Here is a 22,753-nt window from a genome sequence, read left to right as displayed (position 1 = left end):
ATTCGTGAATTTCCTCCTGTGTCCATTCTCGGACACGAAACTCACACAAACACTGGACTTCTACACGGGGACCCAACCAGCCACCCAGGCCGGTTGCTGGAACTGTCTAAGCGCAGGGTCACGTTATTGCTGGCCCTGTCATTCCGTGGATCTCGGTAGTGCCAAACTCTTGTCACTAACCGGCACTCCTAGACGTACTCGGTGAGAACTACCGTATGTTTTTGAGCGCCGCTGGCCTATAGATAAGCGCCGCGAGGGCGGCTTCCACCCCTGCACTCTGAAGCCTCCCCTAGTGCTGCGCTCCAGGCGAGGACGGCTTGGCGGAGTACTGCTGATCAATAGCGGAATTACATCTGCGCAGATCAATACGAGACATACTGCCGCTGCAAAGCGTTGAGCCAACGATCTGTGCGTGATAGCGTCCAATTACTAGTAACGAACGAAACTGGGGTGAATGAGATGATACGTAAGAATATGACGTACTCGGCTATTTCCGTTTTGACAGCCGGGACTCTTTTTGCAGCGGCACTTCCTGCTCAGGCAGTCGAACCGGTTCCACCAAGTCAAGTGATAATTAGTCCCGATACTTCAGTATCATCTGCCGGTCTCAGCTATGAGCAGCTCATGGAGCGCTTGCAAAGCGTGGAACCAGGCACCGACACCGCACAGACCGCTGCCATCCTCTTCCCGAACGATGCCCTCACACAGCAGCAATTCATCGAAGTTGCCAATAGCGTTGATGTTGATAGCGGCACCCAAGAAGGTGGCGTCATCCAACCGCAGGCGCTACCAGCGGCACTTGCGCCTTTCGTGGCAGCTGTCGGACTTTGCGTAGCGGGTGCCATTGGTGGCGCAGGGGTCAACGAGTTGATCACCCTTGTACATCAGGGAAATCAGGCTACGGCCGAGTCGCGGGTCTACTCAGCGGTCGGTGGATGCATTACCACCGCCGTACCGCCATTCCTGAGGCCTCTTGCCAAATCCATGCAGAAGCCACTAGCAACGGCCGTTCTCTGGGTGGTAATTAAGATGGGGCCACGCGGCTGATGGGCGGTAATGGCACCATCCCAGAAACCGAAAAGAAGAAATCACCCTGGCCCGGGAGAATAGGTAAATCACTTGTCTTGACCATAATTCTGGGTCTGGTCAATTACACGGTCTTTCAACAAGGGAATTTCCTGTACGAATTGCTCTTCCTGGTTCTTGCTTTCTTGCTGTGTCTACTTCTTTTTAGCGCAATCGATGGTGTGGCTGACAAGATACGGCGGCGAGCTGAAAAGCGAGACGATTGAACAGCTGCTCCGCTGGGCGCAGCACGTCCTCAAAGCGGGCCAAATCGCGAACGAAAGTGTAGTTGCGGGCTCAGAACCGTCGTATGGGAATCGGATCCTACGCATACGCGTTTGACAGCGAGCAGACCGAGATGGCGCTCGCCGACCCACTCACCGTGATCCACTTGGTGCGCGTTCACGTCCTCAAGCGAATTTCCCTGCTGGCTGTCTTGAACGTTAGCTGTTCAGGATGGCCAGCAGTTCTTTCCGGTATGAAAGGTAGCGGCTCTCGCCGTTGTCGCTGAGCGCGATGCGAGTTTCCCAGCGTCGCCCAACACGTTTTTTAGTAATCACAATGTAGTCCGCTTCTTCCAGGACCCGGAGTTGCTTCGACAAGTTGGAATCAGTGATTCCGAGGCCCAGTTTCAGATCCTCGAAGCTCGAATTTGACACTCCATACAGCGCGGCGGTCAGTCTCATGCGTAACTCGGTGTTGATCACCGGATCGATGTGTTCAAGGGCCACGCGTCACCACCTTGCTGGATGTGTAGCGCAATGCGGCATGGGCGAGGAACGCGAGAATACCTAAAGCTACGGTGACTGCAGCGTAGGAACTGTTCACCGGGTGTAGGAATGCAAAGCTAGTTTGAATACCTGCGTTAATAAGGAAGCTTATAGACAAAGAGCCAGCGATCTGGCCAGACGGGCGTCGGTTCCTCGCTCCCCACATTGCGTCGCGGAACCACACATAGTGAAGCCCTCCGGTAGCCAGCACGCCTGCCACGGCCCACCATTGGCCTTGCGCTGCCAATACAAGAACTGCGCCTTGCGCCGCCGCTGTGAGCACCATGGCCCAAAACTTACCTTCGGAAACCTTACGGACTAATAGAGATTCCGGATCCTGTTCTTCATGGCGATTCTGCGGGGATGTATTCATGCCATCTCCTCCAGTATTGGCCGAACCACCGTTCTAAACGTGGCTGTCAGCGGTCAACGCTACGCAGACACAGACACCACACCGGGAGGTAGGGCTGCTGGTCACCTGGAAGTGTTGCCGTTGAGATAGGGTCCGTTTTCCACGGGGCGCAGAAGAGCTCTTACATGAATCGTGGATGGACTGCATTGCACTCCCGTCGACAAAGCCTGTCATTGTGCTCCGAGGTCAGGCCATCGAGCTGTGACCTGCTGCAGTTCGCGCTTTGAGGCTCATCGATCATCAGGATCAGACCGCGTTCGCGGGTCGATTGCGCTTCTTGGCTGAGATCCGCGGACGCCAGGGACCAGGTCGCTTCAGGGGAATCCGGGTTACGGGCCCGGATAGGGAGCTACCGCATCATCTATACAGTCGACGACGACGTCCTTGTCGTTGCCGTGATCACATGTCTCTAAGACTCAGGCTCAGCTCGATTCCACTTATCAACTATCTCTCAGTCCGAAGTGCCCGGCCAGGTCAGTAACCGGGCGGGACGCTTTGTATTTATGAATAGGACGCTGTAGAACCGCTTGTCTGCCCGCGGACATGGCTTCTGCCTTCTGTCCTGCGAAGTAGGCCTCTCACTCCTCTTTGGACATTGAGCACGACCAGTGCACCACTTCCTGCGTCAGGTAAGGGAAATGACTTCGTAGGTATGGCCTGCCTCGCGCAGCCGCTCAACCAGGACGTTGCCGAGGGCGGTCGCCGGGGTCAGCGATCCTGCGGCGGGCGGCAGGCGGTCGCCGTCGAGGGCAAGTGAGAGCGCTGTCTCCCCGGCCATCACGGCGGTGGCGGCGTATCCCGGGTCGCCGGGGGCAGCTGCGGTGGCTCGGTACCGCCGGCCGCTCTCCGTGGATGCATTCACTTGGGACTGGAACCAGCCTGAGCGCCGCGCGGCCTCGTTCGGACCCGCACCGGGCAACGGAAGGACACGGTCCAGTAGTTTCCTCGTGAGGGGTAGGGCCAGCGCGACTCCAAACAGCCGTATGCCAAGTGCCGTCGCTCCGGCGATGACGGCGCCGACGGGCCCCCGCCCCATACCCATCACTTCGCCGTACCGCAGGGACCTACCGTAGGTCCAGCCCTGCAGGGCATTGCTGCGACGTACGGTCCGCGTATTCGCCGACGCCATGATGAAGGGTGCGGCCCACAGGCCGTCCTCCGAACGGCTGACCCACCCCAGATCCGGCGGCTGCCGGGTCGCTGGCTCCGCCGTCCGGTCCGGACTGAGGGAGTAGGGGTCGCCCGCGAGCGATCGCAGCACAGGGTCCGCCCGTATACCGTCGAGCTGCCCACGCATCGACTCGATGGTGCCGCCGCTAAAGCCGCCCTTCGCTCTGGCGACAAGCTGCACCTCGGTCAGTCCGCCCGCGCCATCGGTCTGCGCGGCTTGGTGCAGGAGGAGCACCGCGAGGTCCGACGGGACGGAGTCGTAGCCGCACGCATGGACGATCCGTGCACCTGTAGTCCTTGCCAGGGCGTCCCAACGGTCGATAGCTTCACGGACGAAGGACACCTCGCCCGTCAGGTCCCCGTAGTGGGTGCCGGCTCGGGCACACGCTTCGACAACCGGCAGCCCGTACTTCGCGTAGGGACCCACCGTGGTGAAGAGAACTCTGGTACTCGCGGCCAGCGCCGCGAGCGAGTCAGGGCGTCCAGTATCGGCCTCAATGAGGGCCCAGTCCTGCGCGGCGACCGGCAGACTGGACCGTACGGCCTCGAGCTTCGCCCTCGATCTCCCAGCGAGTCCCACGCGCAGGTCCGGAGGAGCGTGGTTCGCAAGATATCTGGCAATCAGTTCACCGACGAAGCCGGTCGCACCGAAGAGGACGATGTCGTGGTCGCGCGCTGGGGCCTCCATGCCAGAAGTCTTTCACAGCAGAGACCGGACCGGCACCGGGAAGTGCCTTCCTCGCCACGCCTCGGCTCGGTCCTGTCCTACGTATTGTTGCTTCGCCCGGCCCCAGCACCCAGCATCCAGGAGCAAGAGAAAGCATGGGCAGGCCGTCATCTTGCCTCGTGGTTCCGTCGCGGGCGGGGACTTTCGGCCCTGTCAGGTGAAGCGGATGCAAGAGACCCTGTTCTCTCCGGACCGCGTCGGATCCTCGAACGCCATAAGAAGCGTTCTTCGACGCGGAAGCTAGGAGGCAGATCAACATGCGGGCGAAATCGTCATGGGACTGCTGATTCTCAGTAACGGCCGATACGTCAAGGTGGCTCTGGTCGGTGCCATCGTCTTCTTGATTGCCATTACACCGTTGGGAATCTGGACGCTGCCCAATCTTGTGCTTGCTGGTGCCCTGGCATGGCTGCTGAAGGAGGAGTACCCGACGAGCGTGTGGCACTCACTTCGGTCACCCTCGCACCGCAAAGTCACTCACGGAACAGTTTCATAAATCTGGCGAAGAAGGAGCTCACCGTTGCCCTTGAGGATATCGGGGGCACGTCATGGTGGGCGAGCATCTTGACAACGCTCGGGTCCCAGTACGGAACCACTCATCTGCGGTTCGTAGGTCAAGTCGACGGAAAGACCCGTTACAAGAGCTCGACGTTTCCAGCAGCAAGGTCCGTCACCCCGGTGTCACCACAGGAGAGCTGGTCCCCAGGAATGAACGCAGCACTGGCAGAACTGAAGCGGGATCTGGCAAGGGACGGCTGGAAGCAGGTCTTAGGGGACCAAGACCCCAGCTCCCTCCGGTACGAGCGTTAACGACATGTCATCCCGCGGATGATTGGAAAAGGTTAACCGTGGCGACCTGGGGGACTTCCGGTTCAGCGCCTGATCGCTGACAGAATCCTCGCGTATGTCACCCGTTGACGTCTTCCTACTAGATTGGTGACATGACTCCAGAAGAACATCGATTCAACGCGCTCGTCCTGATCTTTGCCAACCTTCAGCGGCTCTTGGTCTTTCATAATGCTGTCGCGCTCATTGAAGGCAAAGAGCAGAACCCGGAGTTGCGAGAGCAGCTCACGTCCAAGCTGGACCTGCTCAACGAGGTGGTGACGCGTTCGAGCCAGGACAGGGCGGTCAATGAGGCCGACGTTGATGCCGTGCGCCCGGTGGCCTCGTACCTTGAACAGGAGATTCGCGCGTACTACGACACCGAGTTGGAAAGCAGCCTGGGCGCACAAGCTGCGTTTGGTGCTGCAGCGGTGTTCGCGGCGTCGTACCTTGGCGACGGCATCATTCATATGGGACGGGTCTTCGGGCACGACGACTGGGTTGATCGCGAAATGCAAGACAAACCCACCTTGAATCACTTGCTTAATCAAGCCAACGGCACGGTCGGGTCAGCGGCTAAATCGGAATTCCCGCCGGAAATCCGCGGATACATCGACCACCACGTTCGTGTAGCGCTCGGCGATCGTGGCCTTGTGATGGCTCAGATCGACGGACTGACGACGATGCTGGACGGGATGGCTTCGCCGCGGCAATTCAAAACGACATAGCGGCGCGCTTCACCGTCTGATTCATCTCATCCCCGCGCCGACCGAACACAGGTGGACCCAATAATTCTCAGGGGTAGGGCTGCTAGCCTCACATCATGCGCAAGACACCGGCACGAGGATCCCACACCCATGGAGGGGAACGCGTTCTGATCCTGTCCGCAGGGGTGGGAGCGGGCCACAACAGCGCCGCGGCGGCGCTACAGCAGGAGTGCGCTGGGCGGTCCGACATCGCCGAAGTCCAGGTATTGGACGTGCTGCAGGTGAGTAGCGTGCTGTACCGTGCACTGCTGGCAAAAGGCTACTTCGTGCTGGTCGAGGGCCTGCCATGGCTGGTGGATTGGGGCTATGACCTGAGCGATCCGCCATACCGGCGCCGCGGCCCAATCGACCCGTGGACAAGGGCAAACGCGGTTCCGGTGATCAATGAGATCAAACGATTCCGGCCGACGGCTATCGTGTGCACGCATTTCCTGCCAGCCCAGCTCCTGGCGTCGCTGCTCCTTCGCGGTGTGACTGACGCTAAGACCGCTGTCGTCACCACGGACTACGACTTCCAGGGTTTGTGGCTTCCCGGCGCGTTCCACTCCTTGTTCGTGGCCAGGGAGGAGGCAAGGATCGAGTTGATGGCGCTCGGCCTTCCTTCCGACCGGGTGGCAGCCACGGGCATCCCGATTGCCAAACAGGTTGATGGGGTGCCCGAGCCCGCGCGCGATCCCAATAAACTCCCTATGCTGCTGATCTCGGCGGGTGCCACCGGCGGCGACTATGCGGTCTCGGTGGTGCGCCAGACGATGCACATGCGCTCGCCGTTCACGGCCACGATCATCTGCGGACGCAACGATGCTCTGCGGCATCGCATCGAGCAGCTGGTGGCTCCCGCTGGTGACCGTTACAGCGTGCTCGGCTTCACGGAGGAGATGCCGCACCTGCTGCGCCGTGCCGACCTCTTCGTGGGCAAGCCCGGCGGGCTGTCGGCGTCGGAGTGCATGGCAGCAGGGCTGCCCATGGTGCTGGTGAACCCCATCCCGGGGCAAGAGGTTCGCAACGGCGACTACCTGATGGAGCAGGGGGCCGCCGTACGCTGCAACACAGCCGCGACGATCGGCTGGAAGATCGACGAGGTGCTGCGCGAGCCGGGCAGGCTGCAGCGGATGCAGGCTGCGGCACGGAGAATCGGCCGCCCTGACGCCGCCGCGGACGTGCTGACCGGTCTGCTAGAAGGGCCGTCACGTCCGCTGATCGTCACCCGCGCAGCGCAAAAGACTATTTTCGCCGCGAGCGGGCAGCGCATCGTCGCCACCGATCTGACCGGACCATCCGCGCTGGTCCGGCTTATCGACTCGGCTGCGGGAAGCACAGTCGCGCTGCTGCAAGCCGAGGAGTTAGATGATCTCCAGAAGCGGTACGCGACCCCGGACGGAGGCTTGGTGCTGCGGCGCGGCCAAGCGCGTCTATGGCTCCGGTGGGAGGCGCGGCGGTTGCTCCGAGCCCTGCTGCGGAGCGACAAGGCACTGCCTGTCCGGGTCGAGGGCCTGTCAAAATCCCCGGCCGTTCCGCCCGGGAGCATCGAACCCTCAACGCCGGACTAAAGTCCCTGTTCCTCGCGAACCCGTGGGAGTAGCTTTCAAAGTGCGGCCCCGCGACGGGGCGAGGCCGCACCCAAGGGGGCATCATGACCAGGCTTTCGGCATTCAGCGTATTGGGGCTCTCCAGTCTCATCGTGCTCACGGGCTGTTTCGGTCCACCGGCTGCCGCCCCGACGAGCAGCCCCGCGGCGGCAACGACAACAGCAAGCCCGTCTGTTACCCCTGAGCCGAGTACGCCTGAGCCGAGTACGCCAGCTCCGGGTACGTCCTCGCCGAGCACGCCTTCGGCCGCCCCCACCTCCACAGCTGCTGTGCCGCCCTCCTCAGCCCCTGCGGGCCCTCCCGAGACGGTGGAACCAACACCCACGGGACTTCCCGAGCAGGTCGCTCCGCTGACCATCTACTACGTCGCGGTCGACGACAACGGCGTTTCAGGACCCAGGATCGGCTGCGGTGACAGTCTGATCGCCACGACCACGGCCCCGGTCCGGTTCACAGACCAGGTGGGTCCCAGCATGGAGGCCCTGCTCGCGAACAAGAGTCGCGACGTTGGCTTGTCCGGGCTCGTGAACGTGTTGTACCAGTCGGACCTCACATACGTCGGCGGCGAGCTGAACGGCAATACCATCACCATCTGGCTCACCGGGCAGTTCATGCTCGGGGGCGTCTGTGATATACCGCGCGCACAGGCGCAACTGGAATACACCGCAATGGCCGCTGCCGGTGCCACAAGTGCCCGAGTGTTCGTCAACAACCGCCCGATTGACGAGGTGCTCAGCCTGAAGTAGGTCGGGACGTGGTAGTCGTGACATGAGTGCATGACCCCCTGGGGGCGGGTTCGAGAGGATCCCCGGCATTTCTGCCTGACCGGTGGGCGGTAGCCAGCAAGCTTCATACCGTAGCCTAGAAGAGCCGCTGTCAGCCGGTGTTGGTCTCACATGCCGGAGGAAAGAATGAAACGAGTGCGCCCGCGCCGGTCCCGACGGGTCGTCGTCCTGGCCGTCGTCGCCCTACTGGGAATCAGCGGCATCGCCGCCTGTTCATTCGACGGTTCGACGGAGGAGTACAGTCCCGACGACGCCGCCACCGCCCCCGCTCTCATCAACGGCTATCGGAGCGTTGGCTATTTCCCCCAATGGGGTGTCTACGGTCGCCAGTACTCAATGAAGGACCTTCAGGACTCGGGCGCAGCGGGCAATCTAAGCCACATCAACTATGCCTTCGGCAACATCCACCACGAGACGCTCACCTGCTTCCAGGCAAACAAGGCTCAGGAAAGCGGCCCAGACGGATCCGACGGCGCGTCCGATGCCTGGGCAGACTACGGCATGGCCTACGACGCCGCCTCATCAATTGCTGGCACGCCGGACACGGCTGAGCAACCCCTGGCTGGATCGTTCAACCAGCTTCGGCAGTTGAAAGCAGCCAACCCCGGGTTGCGTGCGGTGATCTCGCTCGGCGGATGGACCTGGTCGAAGAACTTCTCCCGTGCCGCGGCGACCGACGAATCCCGGAAAGCCCTCGTCAGCTCCTGCATCGACCTGTACATCAAGGGAAACCTCCCGGTGATCGAAGGTAGGGGAGGGGACGGCGCCGCGGCTGGGCTGTTCGACGGCATCGACATCGACTGGGAGTGGCCGGGGACGGACAAGGGCCTCGAAGGTAACGGGGTCGATACCGAGAACGACGCCGAGAATTTCCGATTGCTGTTGCAGGAGTTCCGGGCGCAGCTCGACGCCTACGGTGCAACCACCGGTTCCTCCTACTCCCTGAGCGCTTTCCTGCCTGCGAATCCTGTGGTGATCGAAGCTGGTGGCTGGAATGATCCAGCCATGTTCGAATACCTCGACTTTGGAAATATTCAGGGCTACGACCTATGGGGGACCTGGGAACCGGGTCTTACCGGACACCAAGCGAATCTTTTCGACGACCCGGACGATCCACGCGAGGATGGCGAACGTTTCTCGGTCGACCGGACCGTGAGCGCCTATCTCGACGCCGGGATTGACCCGGCCCAACTCGGCCTCGGGCTCGCAGCGTTCGGCAGGGGCTGGATGGGTGCTGACTCGGCGGAGCCTTGGGGTGAGGCCACCGGACCCGCGCCGGGCGGCGAAGAACCGGGCCTGGAGGATTACGACGAACTGCTCGAGGTCGGCGAAGAGTTCACCGACACGACGCTCGGCGCGGCCTGGCGGTTCGACGGCGACAAGTGGTGGAGCTACGACAACCCCGAAACCGTGCGTCTCAAGAGCGACTACATTCTGGAGAAAGGCCTTGGCGGTGGCATGTGGTGGGACCTGGCAGGTAACCGGGACGGTTCGCTCTTTGCTGTGCTGTCCGATCAGTTGCGCGAGGTTCCTCGAGGCCCCGCACGTGACAGGGTGATGCCCGAGACCACGGTTCAGCCGCCCAGTTCCCCAACAATCACCCCCGGCGCAGCCACCCCCGGGGCAACGACGTCGGATGTCCCACCGGCAGCCGAACCCTCTTTGTCGGCCCAGGAGGCAGCGGACGCCGAACCCGTGGTCTGGGAAGAAGGCGCGGTGTACACCGAGGGCCGCCGCGTGATCTTCGAAGACACGGTGTACCGGACGCAATGGTGGACCAGGGGCGATGTTCCCGGCACCGAGCAATGGGGGCCGTGGCTGCCGGTGGACGGCTGACCACCACCGGCAGGACAGTGCTACTGAGTGGTCAAAGACCATTGCCGTCGCGCCCAAACACGGCCATCATCGAGGCATGACCAAATATCTCATCTCTTTTCCCAGCGAAGCGATGGTGGTCACGGAGGATGAGTTCCCCGCCGTCGTCGCCGCCTCCCACGCTGTGATCAAGGAAGCCAAGGCCGCCGGCGTGTATGTGTTCGGGGGTGGAATCAACGAGGATGTCGATCCCGTGCTGATCTCTCCCGAGGGTGAGGTGAGCAGCACGATCTACCCGAGCAGCGAACTCACAGGCGGGTTCACAGTGCTCGAGTTGCCCACGCGCGACGACGCCGTCGAGTGGGCGAGGAAGATCGCGGTGTCCTGCCGCTGTTCTCAGGAGCTCCGTGAGTTCATGTATGACCAAGACAGCTAGCGGGACTGCGCTGCAGCGCGTCAGCGAGCGCAGAACACACAGCCAGTCGCGGTATCGGCGTTTACCGACTGACGTATGTGCAGAAGGTTTCCTGGACAAAAACTGGGCCAAAAATGGTGATCGGCGGGTGCTGGGAAATACCTGAAAGATCACTGGGAAACGAATTTGGTTGCATCTCGGTAACAACCCGGTTGCGATGAGGGTTCGGACACCTGACCGCAACAATTAGCACTTAGGCTTCTATTCATGTGAGGCACGCCACTCCTCCCGAGGGGGCGTGTCAGCTCTTTGTAAAACCACATTGAGCTCTATCCAGAACACGAAATAGGAGGCGGAATGCGTTTCGGACGTACTTCCAAAGCTGTGGGAGTCGCGGCAATCGCTGCACTTGCACTCAGCGCCTGCGCCAGCACTGACAGTGGCGACGGCAATTCTGACCCAGACGCGAGCGGCGACACCGGCGCCTCAAGTGGTGGAGTCGTAAGTGTTGCCGAGGTAAACCCGTTTACCTCGTTCAACTCAGACAGCGCCACAGGCAACGTCGATATCAACGGTAAGGTCAGCTACCTGACCAAGTCGGGGTTCAACTACATCAACGACCAGCTTGAGGTTGTTCCGAGGGAAGAATTCGGATCCTACGAAGTAGTTTCCGAAGATCCTCTGACCGTCACCTACACCGTGAACGAGGGTGTTGCCTGGTCCGATGGTGAGCCCATCGACGGTGGGGACCTCCTGTTCTCCTGGGCCGTCAGCTCCGGCTACTTCGATGATGCAGACGCCGAAGCCGAAACCGGCACCACGTACTTCGCTGCTGCGAGTACCGCTGGCTTGGACCTGTCCCTCCTCCCCGAACTGGGTGAAGACGGCCGTTCCATCACTATCGAATACACCGAGCCTTACGCTGACTGGGAAATCGCCTACGGCGTGATCGACACCCCAGCCCACGTAGTTGCCACCCAGGCTGGCCTGGCTGACGAAGCTGCCCTGATTGAGCTCATCCAGAACACCCCTGAGGGTGACTCCGAGGATCCTCAGGAACGCCCCGAGCTGCAGTCTGTTGCCGACATCTGGAACACATCGTTCGATACCACCACCCTTCCTGACGATCCAGCCATGTACCTGTCCAGCGGACCGTACATCGTTGACGCAATGGTCCCCGACCAGTCGATGACCCTCGTCAAGAACGAGGACTACAACTGGGGTCCCGAGACCCAGCTCGACGAAATCACCATCCGCTACATTGGTGACGCAACCGCCCAGGTCCAGGGCCTGCAGAACGGCGACGTCGACGTCATCCAGCCACAGGCTTCAGCTGACACTCTCGCGTCACTCGAGGCCATTGATGGAGTCAACATCTTCGAAGGTGACGAGCTCTCCTTCGATCACCTTGACCTCAACTACAGCGGTGTCTTCGAAGACGAGAACGTTCGCAAGGCGTTCATGATGACGATCCCTCGCGACGCGATCGTTGAATCAACGATCCGCCAGCTCGACCCCGAGGCTGATCACAGGGATTCACACATCTTCGACGTCGGCACCCCCGGCTACGAAGCTGCCACTCCCGTGAACGGCTCGGAAATGTACGACGAGGTCGACATCGAAGGAGCAACCGAACTGCTCGACGGTGCCACCCCCGAGATCCGCATCATGTACAGCGTCGACAACCCGAACCGCGTCGACGCCTACACGCTCATCGCTGAGAGCGCCCGTCAGGCCGGATTCGAGATCGTCGACGGCGGCCTCCCCGGCAACGAGTGGGGCGCAGCCCTTGGCACCGGTACCTACGATGCAGTCATCTTCGGCTGGGTCAGCACCGGCGTAGGCGTCACCGGCGTTCCGCAGCTCTACGGCTGTGGATCGGCATCCAACTTCAGCGGATTCTGTGACGAGGAAGCTCAGGCCGCTATGGATGAGCTGATCGTCACCACTGATGAAGCGCAGCAGCAGGAACTGCAGACCATCGTTGACACCCGCCTGTTCGAGACCGGCTATGGCCTGCCTCTGTTCCAGTCGATCGGTATCAACGCTGCCAGTGATTCAATCGAAGGCGTCGGCTTCAGCCCGACCCAAGAGGGCATCTGGTGGAACTTCTGGGAATGGACAGTTGCTGAGTAACTCGGCCACACCCACTATCTAGTGCGCTAGACACGAAAGCGCTGGGGCCGGCCTCACTGGCCCCAGCGCTTTTCTAGTGCCTGAACGAACCGTGTACAAGCAGTGCGGTAAGCGATTGGGATCTCCCAAATATCGGGCGCCTGTTAGGTGCATTACACTTTTGCCACAACGCCGGGTGATCCCCGGAACCTTAACATTGAGGTTATAAACACTATGGTGACCTATATCGTCCGGCGCTTAGTTGCCGCCGTGCTCATTCTGCTGGGCGCATCCTTCATCGTCTACATGCTGACCGCATTCTCAGGCGACCCGTTGAGAGATTTACGCGAGAGTAACGTTCCCAACCGGGAAACCCTCATCCAGCTACGGACAGACCTCCTGAGTCTGGACGTCCCTGCCCCTATCCGGTACTTCGAATGGCTTGGTGGGGCAGCCAGCTGCCTCATCCCCTTCGCTGCCACCTGTGACCTCGGCAGCAGCATCGCCGGTATTGAAGTCACCCAATTGCTCTCCCGCGCGATGGGTCAGACCATCCTCCTGGTTACCGGCGCCACCGTCCTCGCGATCCTCATCGGCATCTCGCTGGGCATCATCACCGCCCTCCGGCAGTACAGCGGGCTGGACTATGGGGTGACCTTCATGGCCTTCCTCTTCTTCTCCCTCCCCATCTTCTGGGTGGCGGTTCTGCTCAAGGAGTACGGGGCCATTGGTTTCAACACGTTCCTTGCTGATCCGAACATTTCCCTCACGGCGATCCTGATCATCAGTCTGGTCTCGGCCTTCATCTGGTATCTGGTCGCCCGAGGGACTCTGAAGAAGCGACTCATCGCAGCGGCGGCCGGGTTCGCTTTCGCAGCTGTCATTCTCTTCTTCCTCGACCTCACCCAATGGTTCCTCGAACCGGGCTTCGGCCCGGTCGTTATTGCCATTGCAGGCGTCGGAATTGCCTACGGTGTCACCCTCCTGACCTCAGGGCTAAAGAACCGCAAGGCGCTCTACTCGGCGCTGATCACGGTTGGCATCGGCATGATTGCCTACTTCACCATGCAGCCTCTGCTCGACCTGGCGACCCCACTGATGATCGTCCTGCTGGCTATCGCTACCGTGCTGGTCGGCGTCGCAGTCGGGTACTTCATGGGCGGCTACGATCGCCGGCAGAGCATGAACGCTGCGGGGCTCACCGCTTTCCTCATGGGTTTCACCATCCTGCTCGACCGGTTCATGCAGTCCTGGCCCCTCTACTCGGACAACAGCAGGATCCGGGGCAGGCCAATTGCCACCCTGGGTTCCTCCACCCCGAACCTTGATGGCGACTTCTGGATCATGGGCATCGATACCTTTACCCACCTCCTGCTCCCCACCATTGCGCTGATGCTGATCTCTCTGGCCGGCTACAGCCGCTATTCAAGGGCTTCAATGCTCGAGATCATGAACCAGGACTACATCCGCACGGCACGAGCCAAGGGGCTGGGAGAGCGCACAGTGGTGATGCGTCACGCCTTCCGCAACGCGCTCATCCCACTGGCCACCCTTGTGGCGTTCGATATCGGTGGCCTGATCGGCGGTGCCATCATTACCGAGCAGGTCTTCGCCTTCAGCGGTATGGGGCAGCTCTTCATCGGCGCGCTGGGCAACGTCGACTTGAACCCCATCATGGGGGTCTTCCTGATCACAGGCATCCTGGCCCTGGTCTTCAACCTGGTTGCTGACCTGGTCTATTCGGTACTTGACCCACGAGTAAGGGTGAAAGCATGAGCACGAGAGCAGAGAACAAGAAAAGGCCCAGTAAGGCAAAGGACGACTCGATCGGCCTGAGCCAGGGTCAGATTGTCCGCAAACGGTTCTTTGGCAACACCGCCGCCGTGATCAGCATGGTTGTTTTCGCCTTCGTGGTGGTTATGGCCTTCACCTCGATCGGGTACGCGGGGATTCCCGGCTGGTGGAAGTGGAGCTACGTTCAGACGCTGCCATTAGCCACCCCTAATGGTGCACCCACCTGGGTCCTCCCGTTCGACTTCGGCGATCACCCCTTCGGGCAGGACCGGGTCGGTCGCGACCTGTTCGCCATGACCATGCGGGGCACCCAGCTGTCGCTGATCATTATGTTCATCATTGGGATCCTCGGAGGCATCCTCGGGGTCATCATCGGAGGCGTCTCCGGTTACTTCCGTGGCTGGGTTGAAGCAGTGCTGATGCGCTTCACCGACGTGATCATTGTGATCCCGCTCATCATCCTCGCCGCCGTCCTCGGCAGCGTGGGCAACAACCTCACCGGAAGTGGCACCTTCCTGCGCTCCATTATGGGCGGCAGCGCGGGAGTGATTCTGCTGGGCGTTTTCGTGGGACTCATTATCTGGACCGGGCTCGCACGCCTGGTACGCGGTGAATTCCTTTCCCTGAGGGAGCGGGAATTCGTTGACGCTGCCCGGATCGCCGGCGCATCCGACACCCGCATTATTTTCAAGCACATCCTGCCCAACGCTGTGGGAGTCATCATCGTCAACACCACGCTGGTGATGGCCTCGGCAATCCTGCTGGAATCCGCGCTGTCCTTCCTGGGCCTCGGTGTGCGTTCACCGGACATCTCCCTGGGTAGCCTGATCAGCGACAACCAGCAGGCGTTCAACACCCGGCCGTGGTTGTTCTGGTGGCCAGGTCTTTTCATCATCATGATCTGCCTGTCGATCAACTTCATCGGAGATGGGCTGCGGGATGCTTTCGATCCCCGTCAGAAGAAGTTCAACGCCAAGAAGGCAGTGCACTCTGGCGATATCTCCGATCCCAACCGCCCCGAGGCCTAAAGTGCCTAAGCGCATGGTTGAACCGGCGGGCGGGGCAGCGGTACAGCCGCGTCGCGCCTGCCGGCTAGACCAGAGAGAAGGCAATCAGGGTGGCGGCGAGCAGGGCGACTGCGCATCCGATCTGAATCCAATGGATGCGGGTCACCGCGGCAGTGGTTTCTGTGGCGTCGGCGTCGACCAGTCCGCCGTCGACGAGAGCCGCCCAATGGGTACGGACCAGGAAGGCTGCCGCTCCAGAGTCGGTATTCTTCAGATCTCCCGGTCGAATGGACTGGGCTGGACCGTAGCTGGATTCGGGGAGGCCCTGGACATGCTCAGGCTTGCCGCGGTGAGTACCCCAGACGCCAGGTGCCGGCGCAGCCCACGCGGTGTGGCTGCCTCGAACGGTCACCAGGCTGAGGGCAAACTTCGTGTCGACGTGGATCAATGCGGCCCACGGCACCGAAATGGATCGCAGTGGGTTGTTGAGCGTCACTGCGTCGTCGGCAATCACCACGGACGGATACCAGAACAGCAACCAGCCAAAGTAAGCCAAGGCGAGCAACGGCCACGCGGAAATCAAACCGTCAACGCCGTCGCCGGCCACCGACAGGGCAATACCAATCCCGGCCAGTACCCAGGTCAGACCTGCAAACCACTTACCAAAGCGTGGCTTGAAGATAATGGGGCTGGCTACATCACTCGGGCTATTCATACCCATATAGTTTCAGGATTCCGGGCAAGTCCACTAATCACCAGAATGTGGCAGGCCACGGGCGGAAGGAAAGCAGAATCATGACCGACGGCGTCATCGAAAATTCGGAAACAGGCCAGACACCCGACAGCGGGGTTCCTGTCCTCCAGGTCAAGGGCCTGAGCGTCGACTACGGCGTCGACAAAGTCTGGGTGCCTGCCGCCATCGACCTGAACTATGAGGTCAAGGCCGGCGAGGTGCTCGCTATCGTGGGCGAGTCAGGATCGGGCAAAAGCGCAAGCTCCATGTCACTTTTGGGCTTGCTCCCTGAAAACAGCCGCACTACGGGCAGCGTCAAGCTCAATGGCAGGGAGATCCTCGGCCTGACCGGAAGCAAGCTTCGCCAGGTTCGTGGCCGCGATGTAGCAGTCATTTTCCAGGAACCCATGACGGCGATGAACCCGGTCTACACCATCGGGTTCCAGATCGTCGAAACCATCCGCCTGCACAACGAGATTTCCCCCGATGAGGCCAAAGAGCGGGCGTTGAAGCTGCTCGACATGGTGGAACTTCCCGACCCTGAGAAGGCGTTCAAGTCCTACCCGCACCAGCTGTCTGGGGGACAGCGCCAACGGGCCATGATCGCTCAGTCGCTCTCCTGCGATCCGAAGCTACTCATCGCCGACGAACCCACCACCGCGCTGGACGTGACGGTTCAGGCCGAAATCCTCGACCTGATGCGCAACCTGCGCAACAAGCTCAACAGCGCCATCGTCTTGATCACCCATGACATGGGAGTGGTCGCCGACCTTGCCGACCACATCGTGGTGATGAGCAAGGGCCGGATCGTTGAAGCGGGTACCTCCGCACAGATTTTCCATAACCCGCAGCATGAGTATACGAGGAAACTGCTGGCGGCAGTGCCCCACCTGGGACAGGGCGGCTCCGACACCGATGAAGTAGATGTCACCGCGGCGCTTGCAGCTGCCACCGGTACCGAGCTCAGAAACGTCGAGCAGGACGAGCTGATGCGGCGCGAACGTGAGAACCAGGCCCGGCTCGAAGAAGCAGAACGTGCTGCTGACACGTCGCGCGGAGCCCCAGTCTTGAAGCTCACAGATGTGGCCATTGAGTACCCCAAACAGGGCAGGGTGCCTGCGTTCCGGGCAGTCGAAGGCGCGAACCTTGCCATTTACCCGGGAGAGATCTTGGGCCTGGTAGGCGAGTCGGGGTCCGGAAAGACCACTATCGGCCGCGCCGCGGTGGGCCTGTTGCCCGTCGCCGCAGGGTCGCTGACCGTCACCGGCAAGGAAATCTCGAATGCCTCCCGCAAGGAACTGTTCGAGCTGCGCCGCAACGTGGGGATGGTATTCCAGGACCCTTCCTCCTCCCTGAACCCCCGCCTGCCGTTGGGCGAGAGCATCGGAGAGCCGATGTTCCTGGCGAAGGTTGCCAAGGGCGCCGATCTGCAGAAGCGGATCGAGACCCTCCTCGACCAGGTGGAGTTGCCGCGCGCTTACCGCAACCGTTACCCACACGAGCTGTCGGGCGGGCAGAAACAACGGGTCGGTATTGCTCGCGCGCTGTCCCTGAAACCGAAACTCCTAGTCGCTGATGAGCCGACCTCAGCGCTCGATGTGTCGGTGCAGGCCACCGTGTTGGAACTGCTGAAGAACCTGCAGCAGGAGCTCGGCTTCGCCTGCCTGTTCGTCACCCACGACCTCGCCGTCGTCGACCTCATGTCCGACCGGATTTGCGTGATGCGACGGGGGAGGATTGTGGAGCAGGGGACCAGAGACCAGATCCTTCGGCGGCCTCAGGATCCCTACACCCAGCGGCTCCTTGCAGCGGTTCCCTTGCCGAACCCGGAGAAGCAGCGCGAACGCCGCGAGCTGCGGGCGAAGCTCCTCGCGTCAGCCGAGTAACGGCTCCCGCTTTTCATGAACGACGGCGACCTATCCCTTCCGGGGATGGGGCGCCGTCGTTCCTGCGTTGAGGCGGCCTTGTGCATCGGGACCGGTCCTTCTGTAGGCTAGGTAAGGCCTTACTGCCTCTGCAGAGGCTTGTCAATAGTCATTCTCACTTTTTTCAAGAAGCATGAGGAGTTACCCGAATGTCCCTCAGGTCCGGAAATCCGGCAACCGATAGTCCACCCGGCGAGCCAGACGGCCAACCCACCGAAGGGAAACCGATCGCGGCCTCACGGCTGGCCAAGTCGGTGTTCTATCCGGCTGCAGCGCTCATCGTGGTGTTCGTGGGCTTCGCTCTCATCTTCCCCTCGACAGCTGCCGAAGTGTTCGGAGCAATCCAGACGAACGTCATCAGCGGCTTCGGCTGGTATTACGTGGCCATTGTGGCAATGTTTGTCGTGTTCACGCTCTGGGTAGGCCTGAGCCGATTCGGTGACATCCGCCTCGGCAAGGATGAGGACCGGCCAGAATTCTCAATGATGTCGTGGTTCGCTCTGCTTTTCGCGGCTGGCATGGGCATTGGCCTGGTCTTCTGGGGCGTCGCTGAACCGCTGAACCACTTCGCTGCACCCCCGCCCGGGACAGAAGGGACCGGCATTGAGCTTGCCCAGCAAGCCCTGACCCAGACCTTCCTCCATTGGGGTCTCCACGCCTGGAGCATCTACGTGGTCGTCGGGCTTTCGATCGCCTACGCGGTCCACCGCAGGGGCCGTCCCATCTCGATTCGCTGGACCCTCGAACCGCTTCTGGGCGACAAGGTCAAGGGAAAATGGGGCGACGCGATAGACATTATTGCCTTGGTCGGTACCCTGTTCGGTGTTGCCACCTCGTTGGGGCTCGGCGTTCTTCAGATGTCCGCTGGTCTCGACACCGCCAACATCATGGAGGCCACCAAGTTCACCCAGATCGGTCTAATCCTGTGTATCACAGCGTTGACCCTGGTATCGGTGATCTCGGGCGTGGGCAAGGGCATGAAGTGGCTGTCCAACACCAACCTGGTGCTCGCCGGGATGCTGCTGCTCTTCATTCTCTTCACCGGCCCAACGCTGTTCCTGCTTCGCGAGTTCGTGCAGTCCATCGGTAACTACCTGCAGAACGTCGTCGGCCTGACCTTCGATACCCTCGCTTTTGCCGGCGCCGACGGCGAAGCCTGGCAGTCAGCCTGGACCACCTTCTACTGGGGCTGGTGGATTTCCTGGGCCCCGTTCGTAGGTATCTTCATTGCACGCATCTCCAAGGGCCGTACCGTGCGCGAATTCGTTGCCGGCGTGCTGCTTGTGCCAACCCTCCTGACGTTCCTCTGGTTCTCGGTGCTGGGTGGATCAGCCCTCTACCGCGAACTGTTCGGCAACGGCGGTCTGGTTGGTGAAGACGGAGCGGTGGATACCAATAACGCGCTGTTCGGGCTCCTCACCGAGCTTCCCGGGGGTCCGATCCTGCTCATTGGGGCGATTATCCTGATCGCGATCTTCTTCATCACCTCGGCGGACTCCGGTGCGCTGGTCATGAGCATGATCTCAACCGGCGGACATCCTGACCCCAAGCACTGGATCCGCGCGTTCTGGGCCGTTGCCGCCGCTACGGTGGCAATCGCCCTGCTGCTGGTCGGAGATGACGGGCTGGCCTCGATCCAGACCGCCGCGATCCTGACCGCGCTGCCGTTCAGCGTGGTAATGATCTTCATGTGCATCGCGACGGCCAAGGCCTTCCACGATGAACACCAGCAATTCTTGCGCGCCCAGCGACGCCAGGCTCGCAATGCCCTGGCCGAACAGGTCACCGATCAGGTGAACGAGCAGATGTCCGATCGAATGGATCAGCAGATCCAGGACCAGCTGGCGGACTACCACCTTGAGGAAGCGCCACGGGGGACGGCCGGAACGTCGGCCACCCGACGCTGGAAGCTCTCCCGCTCCAAGAAGTCCTAGCGCTTTTCAAGGCCTTCCGCCCCGTCATTGACGTGGCGGTCAACGGAAACGGCTCGCCCTGTGGGGCGGGCCGTTTCTGCGTGCGGGAGTCCCCTCGGTTTCGTCAGGCAACTTTAGAGGCCTAAGCTTGTCCACTGTGAGCTGGGACATGTACAACATGATCCGGTTCAATCCGGGCGGTAACTTCGATCCGGTCGATCAAATAACACAAGGAGGCGGAATGCGTTTAGCGCGTATTTCCAAGGTTGTTGGCGTGGCTTTGACTGCGGCGCTGGCAGTAAGCGCATGTGGCGGTGGCGGCGACGACGCTGCATCGAACGCCGATCGGGCCATCGTGGTAGATGGTGTTGAGCCCCAGAACCCGCTGATCCCGACCAGCACCAACGAGGTCGGCGGCGGAGCAGTTGTGGATCTGCTGTTCTCCGGATTGGTCAGCTACGACGCTGACGGTGCGTCCCAGAATGAGATGGCAGAGTCCATCGAAACCGAGGATGCCCAGAACTACACGATCACCCTGGTTGAAGGAAAAACGTTCACCAACGGTGAGCCCGTCACGGCCCAGTCGTTTGTTGACTCATGGAACTATGGCGCCGCCGCGAAGAACGCCCAGCTGGCAAGTTACTTCTTCGAGAGCATCGAGGGCTACGACGAGGTCAGCGCTGAAGGCTCCGACCTCGACGAGATGTCCGGGCTCACAGTTGTCGACGAACTTACTTTCACGGTTGCGTTGAACCAGCCTGAGTCTGACTGGCCTCTGCGGTTGGGCTACAGTGCGTTCTCCCCGCTGCCCGAGGTCGCGTTCGAAGACTTCGAAGCGTTCGGTGAGAACCCGATCGGCAACGGACCGTACAAGTTCGCAGCTGAAGGCGCCTGGCAGCACAACCAGCAGATCGAACTGGTTCCGAACGAGGACTACGACGGCCCGCAGGCAGCGCAGAACGCTGGTGTGACCTTCAAGATGTACCAGAACGGCAGCACCGCTTACCAGGACCTGATCTCGGACAACCTTGACGTCCTGAAGACTGTGCCGACCAGCGACGTACAGAACTTCAAGAACGACCTCGGCGACCGGTGGCTGGAGTCCCCCTATGCGGGCAACCAGACCATCTCCATCCCTTACTACCTCGACAACTGGGATGGCGAGGACGGCAAGCTGCGTCGTCAGGCGATCTCGATGGCGATCGACCGGGAAGAGATCACCGAAGTGATCTTCAACAACGGCCGCACTCCCGCCACCGAGTTCACCGCCCCCGTGCTCGAGGGCTACAACGACAGCCTGCCTGGTAGCGAGAACCTGGAATTCAACCCCGAGCGTGCGGTTGAGCTGTGGGAAGAGGCCGAGGCTATTGAGCCTTACGACGAGTCTGAGGCCCTGACCATTGCGTACAACGCCGACGCCGGTGACCACCGCACCTGGGTTGAGGCAGTAGTCAACGGTCTGAAGAACAACCTGGGGATCGAGGTGAGCGGCCTGCCGTTCTCCACCTTCGCCGAGTTGCGGACCAACGCCACGGACAAGACCCTCACCGGTGCCATCCGAACCGGGTGGCAGGCCGACTACCCGTCCCTGTACAACTTCCTTGGACCGATCCACGCCACCGGCGCCGGGTCCAACGACTCCGTGTACGAGAACGAGGAATTCGACCAGGCACTTTCCGATGGACTGGCAGCTGATTCAGTAGAAGCAGGTGCCGCGGCGATGAACGAGGCGCAGGAAATGCTCCTTGAGGACCTTCCCTCCATCCCACTGTGGTACCAGGTTGCCCAGGGCGGCTGGAGCCAGAATGTCGACAACGTCGAATTCGGCTGGAATGGTGTTCCTCTGTACAACGCCATCACCACCAAGTAACAGCTAACCAACTGATGGGGCCCTCGTTTGGGGGCCCCATCAGTTTTGCTCCAAATTCAAAGGTCCTCAACAGATGAATAGTTTTGTTCAGCGTCCCTCCGGGGCGCTTTCTGCCGGAGGTGTTGCCTGATGGCCTGGTACATCATTCGGCGTGTTCTTCAACTAATACCCGTCTTCATCGGTGCAACCCTGCTGGTCTATTTCCTGGTCTTTAGCCTCCCGGGTGACCCCACCGCCGCGATTTGCGGCGAGCGTGGCTGCACCCCTGCCGTCGAGGCGGCTCTGCGTGACCAGTACAATCTCGACCAGCCGTTCTGGGTGCAGTACTTCCTCTTCATCAAGGGTGTCCTCACCTTCGATCTGGGCGTGAACTTCGCCGGTCGCGAGATCGCCACGATCATTGCAGAGGTTTTCCCCACCACCGCCCGGCTGGCCATCATGGCGCTCGTCTTTGAGGCAGTCTTCGGCATCCTCTTCGGCCTGATCGCCGGCCTGCGAAAAGGCAAGATCTTCGACTCGACCATCCTGGTCGTCTCGCTTGTGGTGATCGCTGTCCCCATCTTCGTGCTTGGTTTCCTCATGCAGTTCCTGGTGGGCGTCAAACTCGGGTGGGCCAATCCGACAGTGAGCGGGGCAGCACCCTTCAGCGAGCTGATCCTACCCGCCGTCGTCCTGGGCCTGGTGTCCTTCGCCTACGTCCTCCGGCTGACCCGAACCAGCATCATTGAAAACGTGAACGCCGACTACGTGCGCACAGCTACCGCCAAGGGGCTGTCGCGTCGTCGGGTGGTTACGGTGCATATTCTGCGCAACTCGATGATCCCCGTCATCACCTTCCTGGGCGCTGATCTGGGCGCCCTGATGGGCGGCGCGATCGTCACTGAAGGCATCTTCAACGTGAACGGGGTCGGCAACACGCTGTATCGCGCTGTGCTGAACGGCGAAGCACCTGTTGTGGTGGCAATCGTCACCGTTCTGATCCTGATATTCTGCATCGCCAACTTGGTGGTGGATCTGCTGTACGCATGGCTTGACCCGAGGATTCGATATGCCTGA

Annotated in this window: 18 protein-coding genes; 14 read left to right on the top strand and 4 right to left on the bottom strand. The window is 60.9% G+C overall.

The features are described 5' to 3' along the window. Positions 1-450 precede the first annotated feature (450 nt). Positions 451-1,047 carry a hypothetical protein gene (locus ABD059_RS14945; protein ID WP_343881457.1) on the top strand — a complete coding sequence of 199 codons (597 nt, stop codon included), beginning with the start codon at positions 451-453 and terminating at the stop codon, positions 1,045-1,047. 461 nt (positions 1,048-1,508) lie between these two features. Here the strand turns inward: ABD059_RS14945 and ABD059_RS14940 are convergent, their stop codons facing one another. The 3 genes from ABD059_RS14940 to ABD059_RS14930 all read right to left on the bottom strand — a co-directional run bounded on the left by ABD059_RS14940 (position 1,509) and on the right by ABD059_RS14930 (position 4,105). Then, entirely contained in the window at positions 1,509-1,796 is a 288-nt protein-coding gene (locus tag ABD059_RS14940) for a transcriptional regulator (protein ID WP_343881454.1), read from the bottom strand. Next, positions 1,786-2,208: a hypothetical protein gene (locus ABD059_RS14935; protein WP_343881452.1), complete on the bottom strand. Its 423-nt coding sequence runs from the start codon at positions 2,206-2,208 to the stop codon at positions 1,786-1,788. The genes ABD059_RS14940 and ABD059_RS14935 overlap by 11 nt, the downstream gene beginning before the upstream one ends. Before the next feature lie 664 nt (positions 2,209-2,872). Then, on the bottom strand, positions 2,873-4,105 hold the full coding sequence (locus ABD059_RS14930) for a saccharopine dehydrogenase family protein (RefSeq protein ID WP_343881450.1): 1,233 nt from the start codon (positions 4,103-4,105) through the stop codon (positions 2,873-2,875). A gap of 444 nt (positions 4,106-4,549) precedes the next feature. Between ABD059_RS14930 and ABD059_RS14925 the strand changes: the two genes are divergently transcribed. The 9 genes from ABD059_RS14925 (at position 4,550) to ABD059_RS14885 (ending at position 15,277) form a co-directional block, all read left to right on the top strand. After that, a complete protein-coding gene (locus ABD059_RS14925) occupies positions 4,550-4,954 on the top strand; it encodes a hypothetical protein (protein WP_343881448.1) in 405 nt (134 codons plus the stop codon). A 131-nt stretch (positions 4,955-5,085) separates the two neighbouring features. After that, a complete protein-coding gene (locus ABD059_RS14920) occupies positions 5,086-5,697 on the top strand; it encodes a hypothetical protein (protein WP_343881446.1) in 612 nt (203 codons plus the stop codon). 95 nt (positions 5,698-5,792) lie between these two features. Further along, complete coding sequence (locus tag ABD059_RS14915) at positions 5,793-7,286, top strand: MGDG synthase family glycosyltransferase (protein WP_343881444.1); 1,494 nt, start codon at positions 5,793-5,795, stop codon at positions 7,284-7,286. An 83-nt stretch (positions 7,287-7,369) separates the two neighbouring features. Beyond that, positions 7,370-8,071 carry a RodZ family helix-turn-helix domain-containing protein gene (locus ABD059_RS14910; protein ID WP_343881442.1) on the top strand — a complete coding sequence of 234 codons (702 nt, stop codon included), beginning with the start codon at positions 7,370-7,372 and terminating at the stop codon, positions 8,069-8,071. Between the two features lie 165 nt (positions 8,072-8,236). Continuing rightward, the gene (locus ABD059_RS14905; RefSeq protein ID WP_343881440.1) at positions 8,237-9,946 is read left to right on the top strand and encodes a glycosyl hydrolase family 18 protein; all 1,710 of its coding nucleotides are present in this window, start codon (positions 8,237-8,239) and stop codon (positions 9,944-9,946) included. A gap of 76 nt (positions 9,947-10,022) precedes the next feature. Continuing rightward, on the top strand, positions 10,023-10,361 hold the full coding sequence (locus tag ABD059_RS14900) for a YciI family protein (RefSeq protein ID WP_343881438.1): 339 nt from the start codon (positions 10,023-10,025) through the stop codon (positions 10,359-10,361). 336 nt (positions 10,362-10,697) lie between these two features. Then, positions 10,698-12,476 (top strand): ABC transporter family substrate-binding protein, encoded by a 1,779-nt coding sequence (locus ABD059_RS14895; protein WP_343881436.1) that lies wholly within the window; start codon positions 10,698-10,700, stop codon positions 12,474-12,476. A gap of 213 nt (positions 12,477-12,689) precedes the next feature. After that, positions 12,690-14,231: an ABC transporter permease gene (locus ABD059_RS14890; RefSeq protein ID WP_343881434.1), complete on the top strand. Its 1,542-nt coding sequence runs from the start codon at positions 12,690-12,692 to the stop codon at positions 14,229-14,231. After that, positions 14,228-15,277: an ABC transporter permease gene (locus tag ABD059_RS14885; protein ID WP_343881432.1), complete on the top strand. Its 1,050-nt coding sequence runs from the start codon at positions 14,228-14,230 to the stop codon at positions 15,275-15,277. Before ABD059_RS14890 ends, ABD059_RS14885 begins: the two co-directional genes overlap by 4 nt. Before the next feature lie 64 nt (positions 15,278-15,341). Here the strand turns inward: ABD059_RS14885 and ABD059_RS14880 are convergent, their stop codons facing one another. Then, positions 15,342-15,971, bottom strand: a complete 630-nt coding sequence (locus ABD059_RS14880) for a PH domain-containing protein (RefSeq protein ID WP_343881430.1) — start codon at positions 15,969-15,971, stop codon at positions 15,342-15,344. A gap of 80 nt (positions 15,972-16,051) precedes the next feature. Between ABD059_RS14880 and ABD059_RS14875 the strand changes: the two genes are divergently transcribed. The 4 genes from ABD059_RS14875 (at position 16,052) to ABD059_RS14860 (ending at position 22,753) form a co-directional block, all read left to right on the top strand. Next, positions 16,052-17,875: an ABC transporter ATP-binding protein gene (locus ABD059_RS14875; RefSeq protein WP_343881428.1), complete on the top strand. Its 1,824-nt coding sequence runs from the start codon at positions 16,052-16,054 to the stop codon at positions 17,873-17,875. A gap of 188 nt (positions 17,876-18,063) precedes the next feature. Beyond that, the gene (locus tag ABD059_RS14870) at positions 18,064-19,848 is read left to right on the top strand and encodes a BCCT family transporter (protein ID WP_343881426.1); all 1,785 of its coding nucleotides are present in this window, start codon (positions 18,064-18,066) and stop codon (positions 19,846-19,848) included. Positions 19,849-20,068: 220 nt separating this feature from the next. After that, positions 20,069-21,697 carry a peptide ABC transporter substrate-binding protein gene (locus ABD059_RS14865; RefSeq protein ID WP_343881424.1) on the top strand — a complete coding sequence of 543 codons (1,629 nt, stop codon included), beginning with the start codon at positions 20,069-20,071 and terminating at the stop codon, positions 21,695-21,697. Between the two features lie 129 nt (positions 21,698-21,826). Then, the gene (locus ABD059_RS14860) at positions 21,827-22,753 is read left to right on the top strand and encodes an ABC transporter permease (RefSeq protein WP_343881422.1); all 927 of its coding nucleotides are present in this window, start codon (positions 21,827-21,829) and stop codon (positions 22,751-22,753) included.

It is taken from the genome of Arthrobacter flavus (genome assembly GCF_039526005.1).
Lineage (GTDB): Bacteria > Actinomycetota > Actinomycetes > Actinomycetales > Micrococcaceae > Arthrobacter_D > Arthrobacter_D flavus.
The sequence above is the reverse complement of the archived record's forward strand: the minus strand, read 5'-3'. Positions and strand labels throughout refer to the sequence as shown.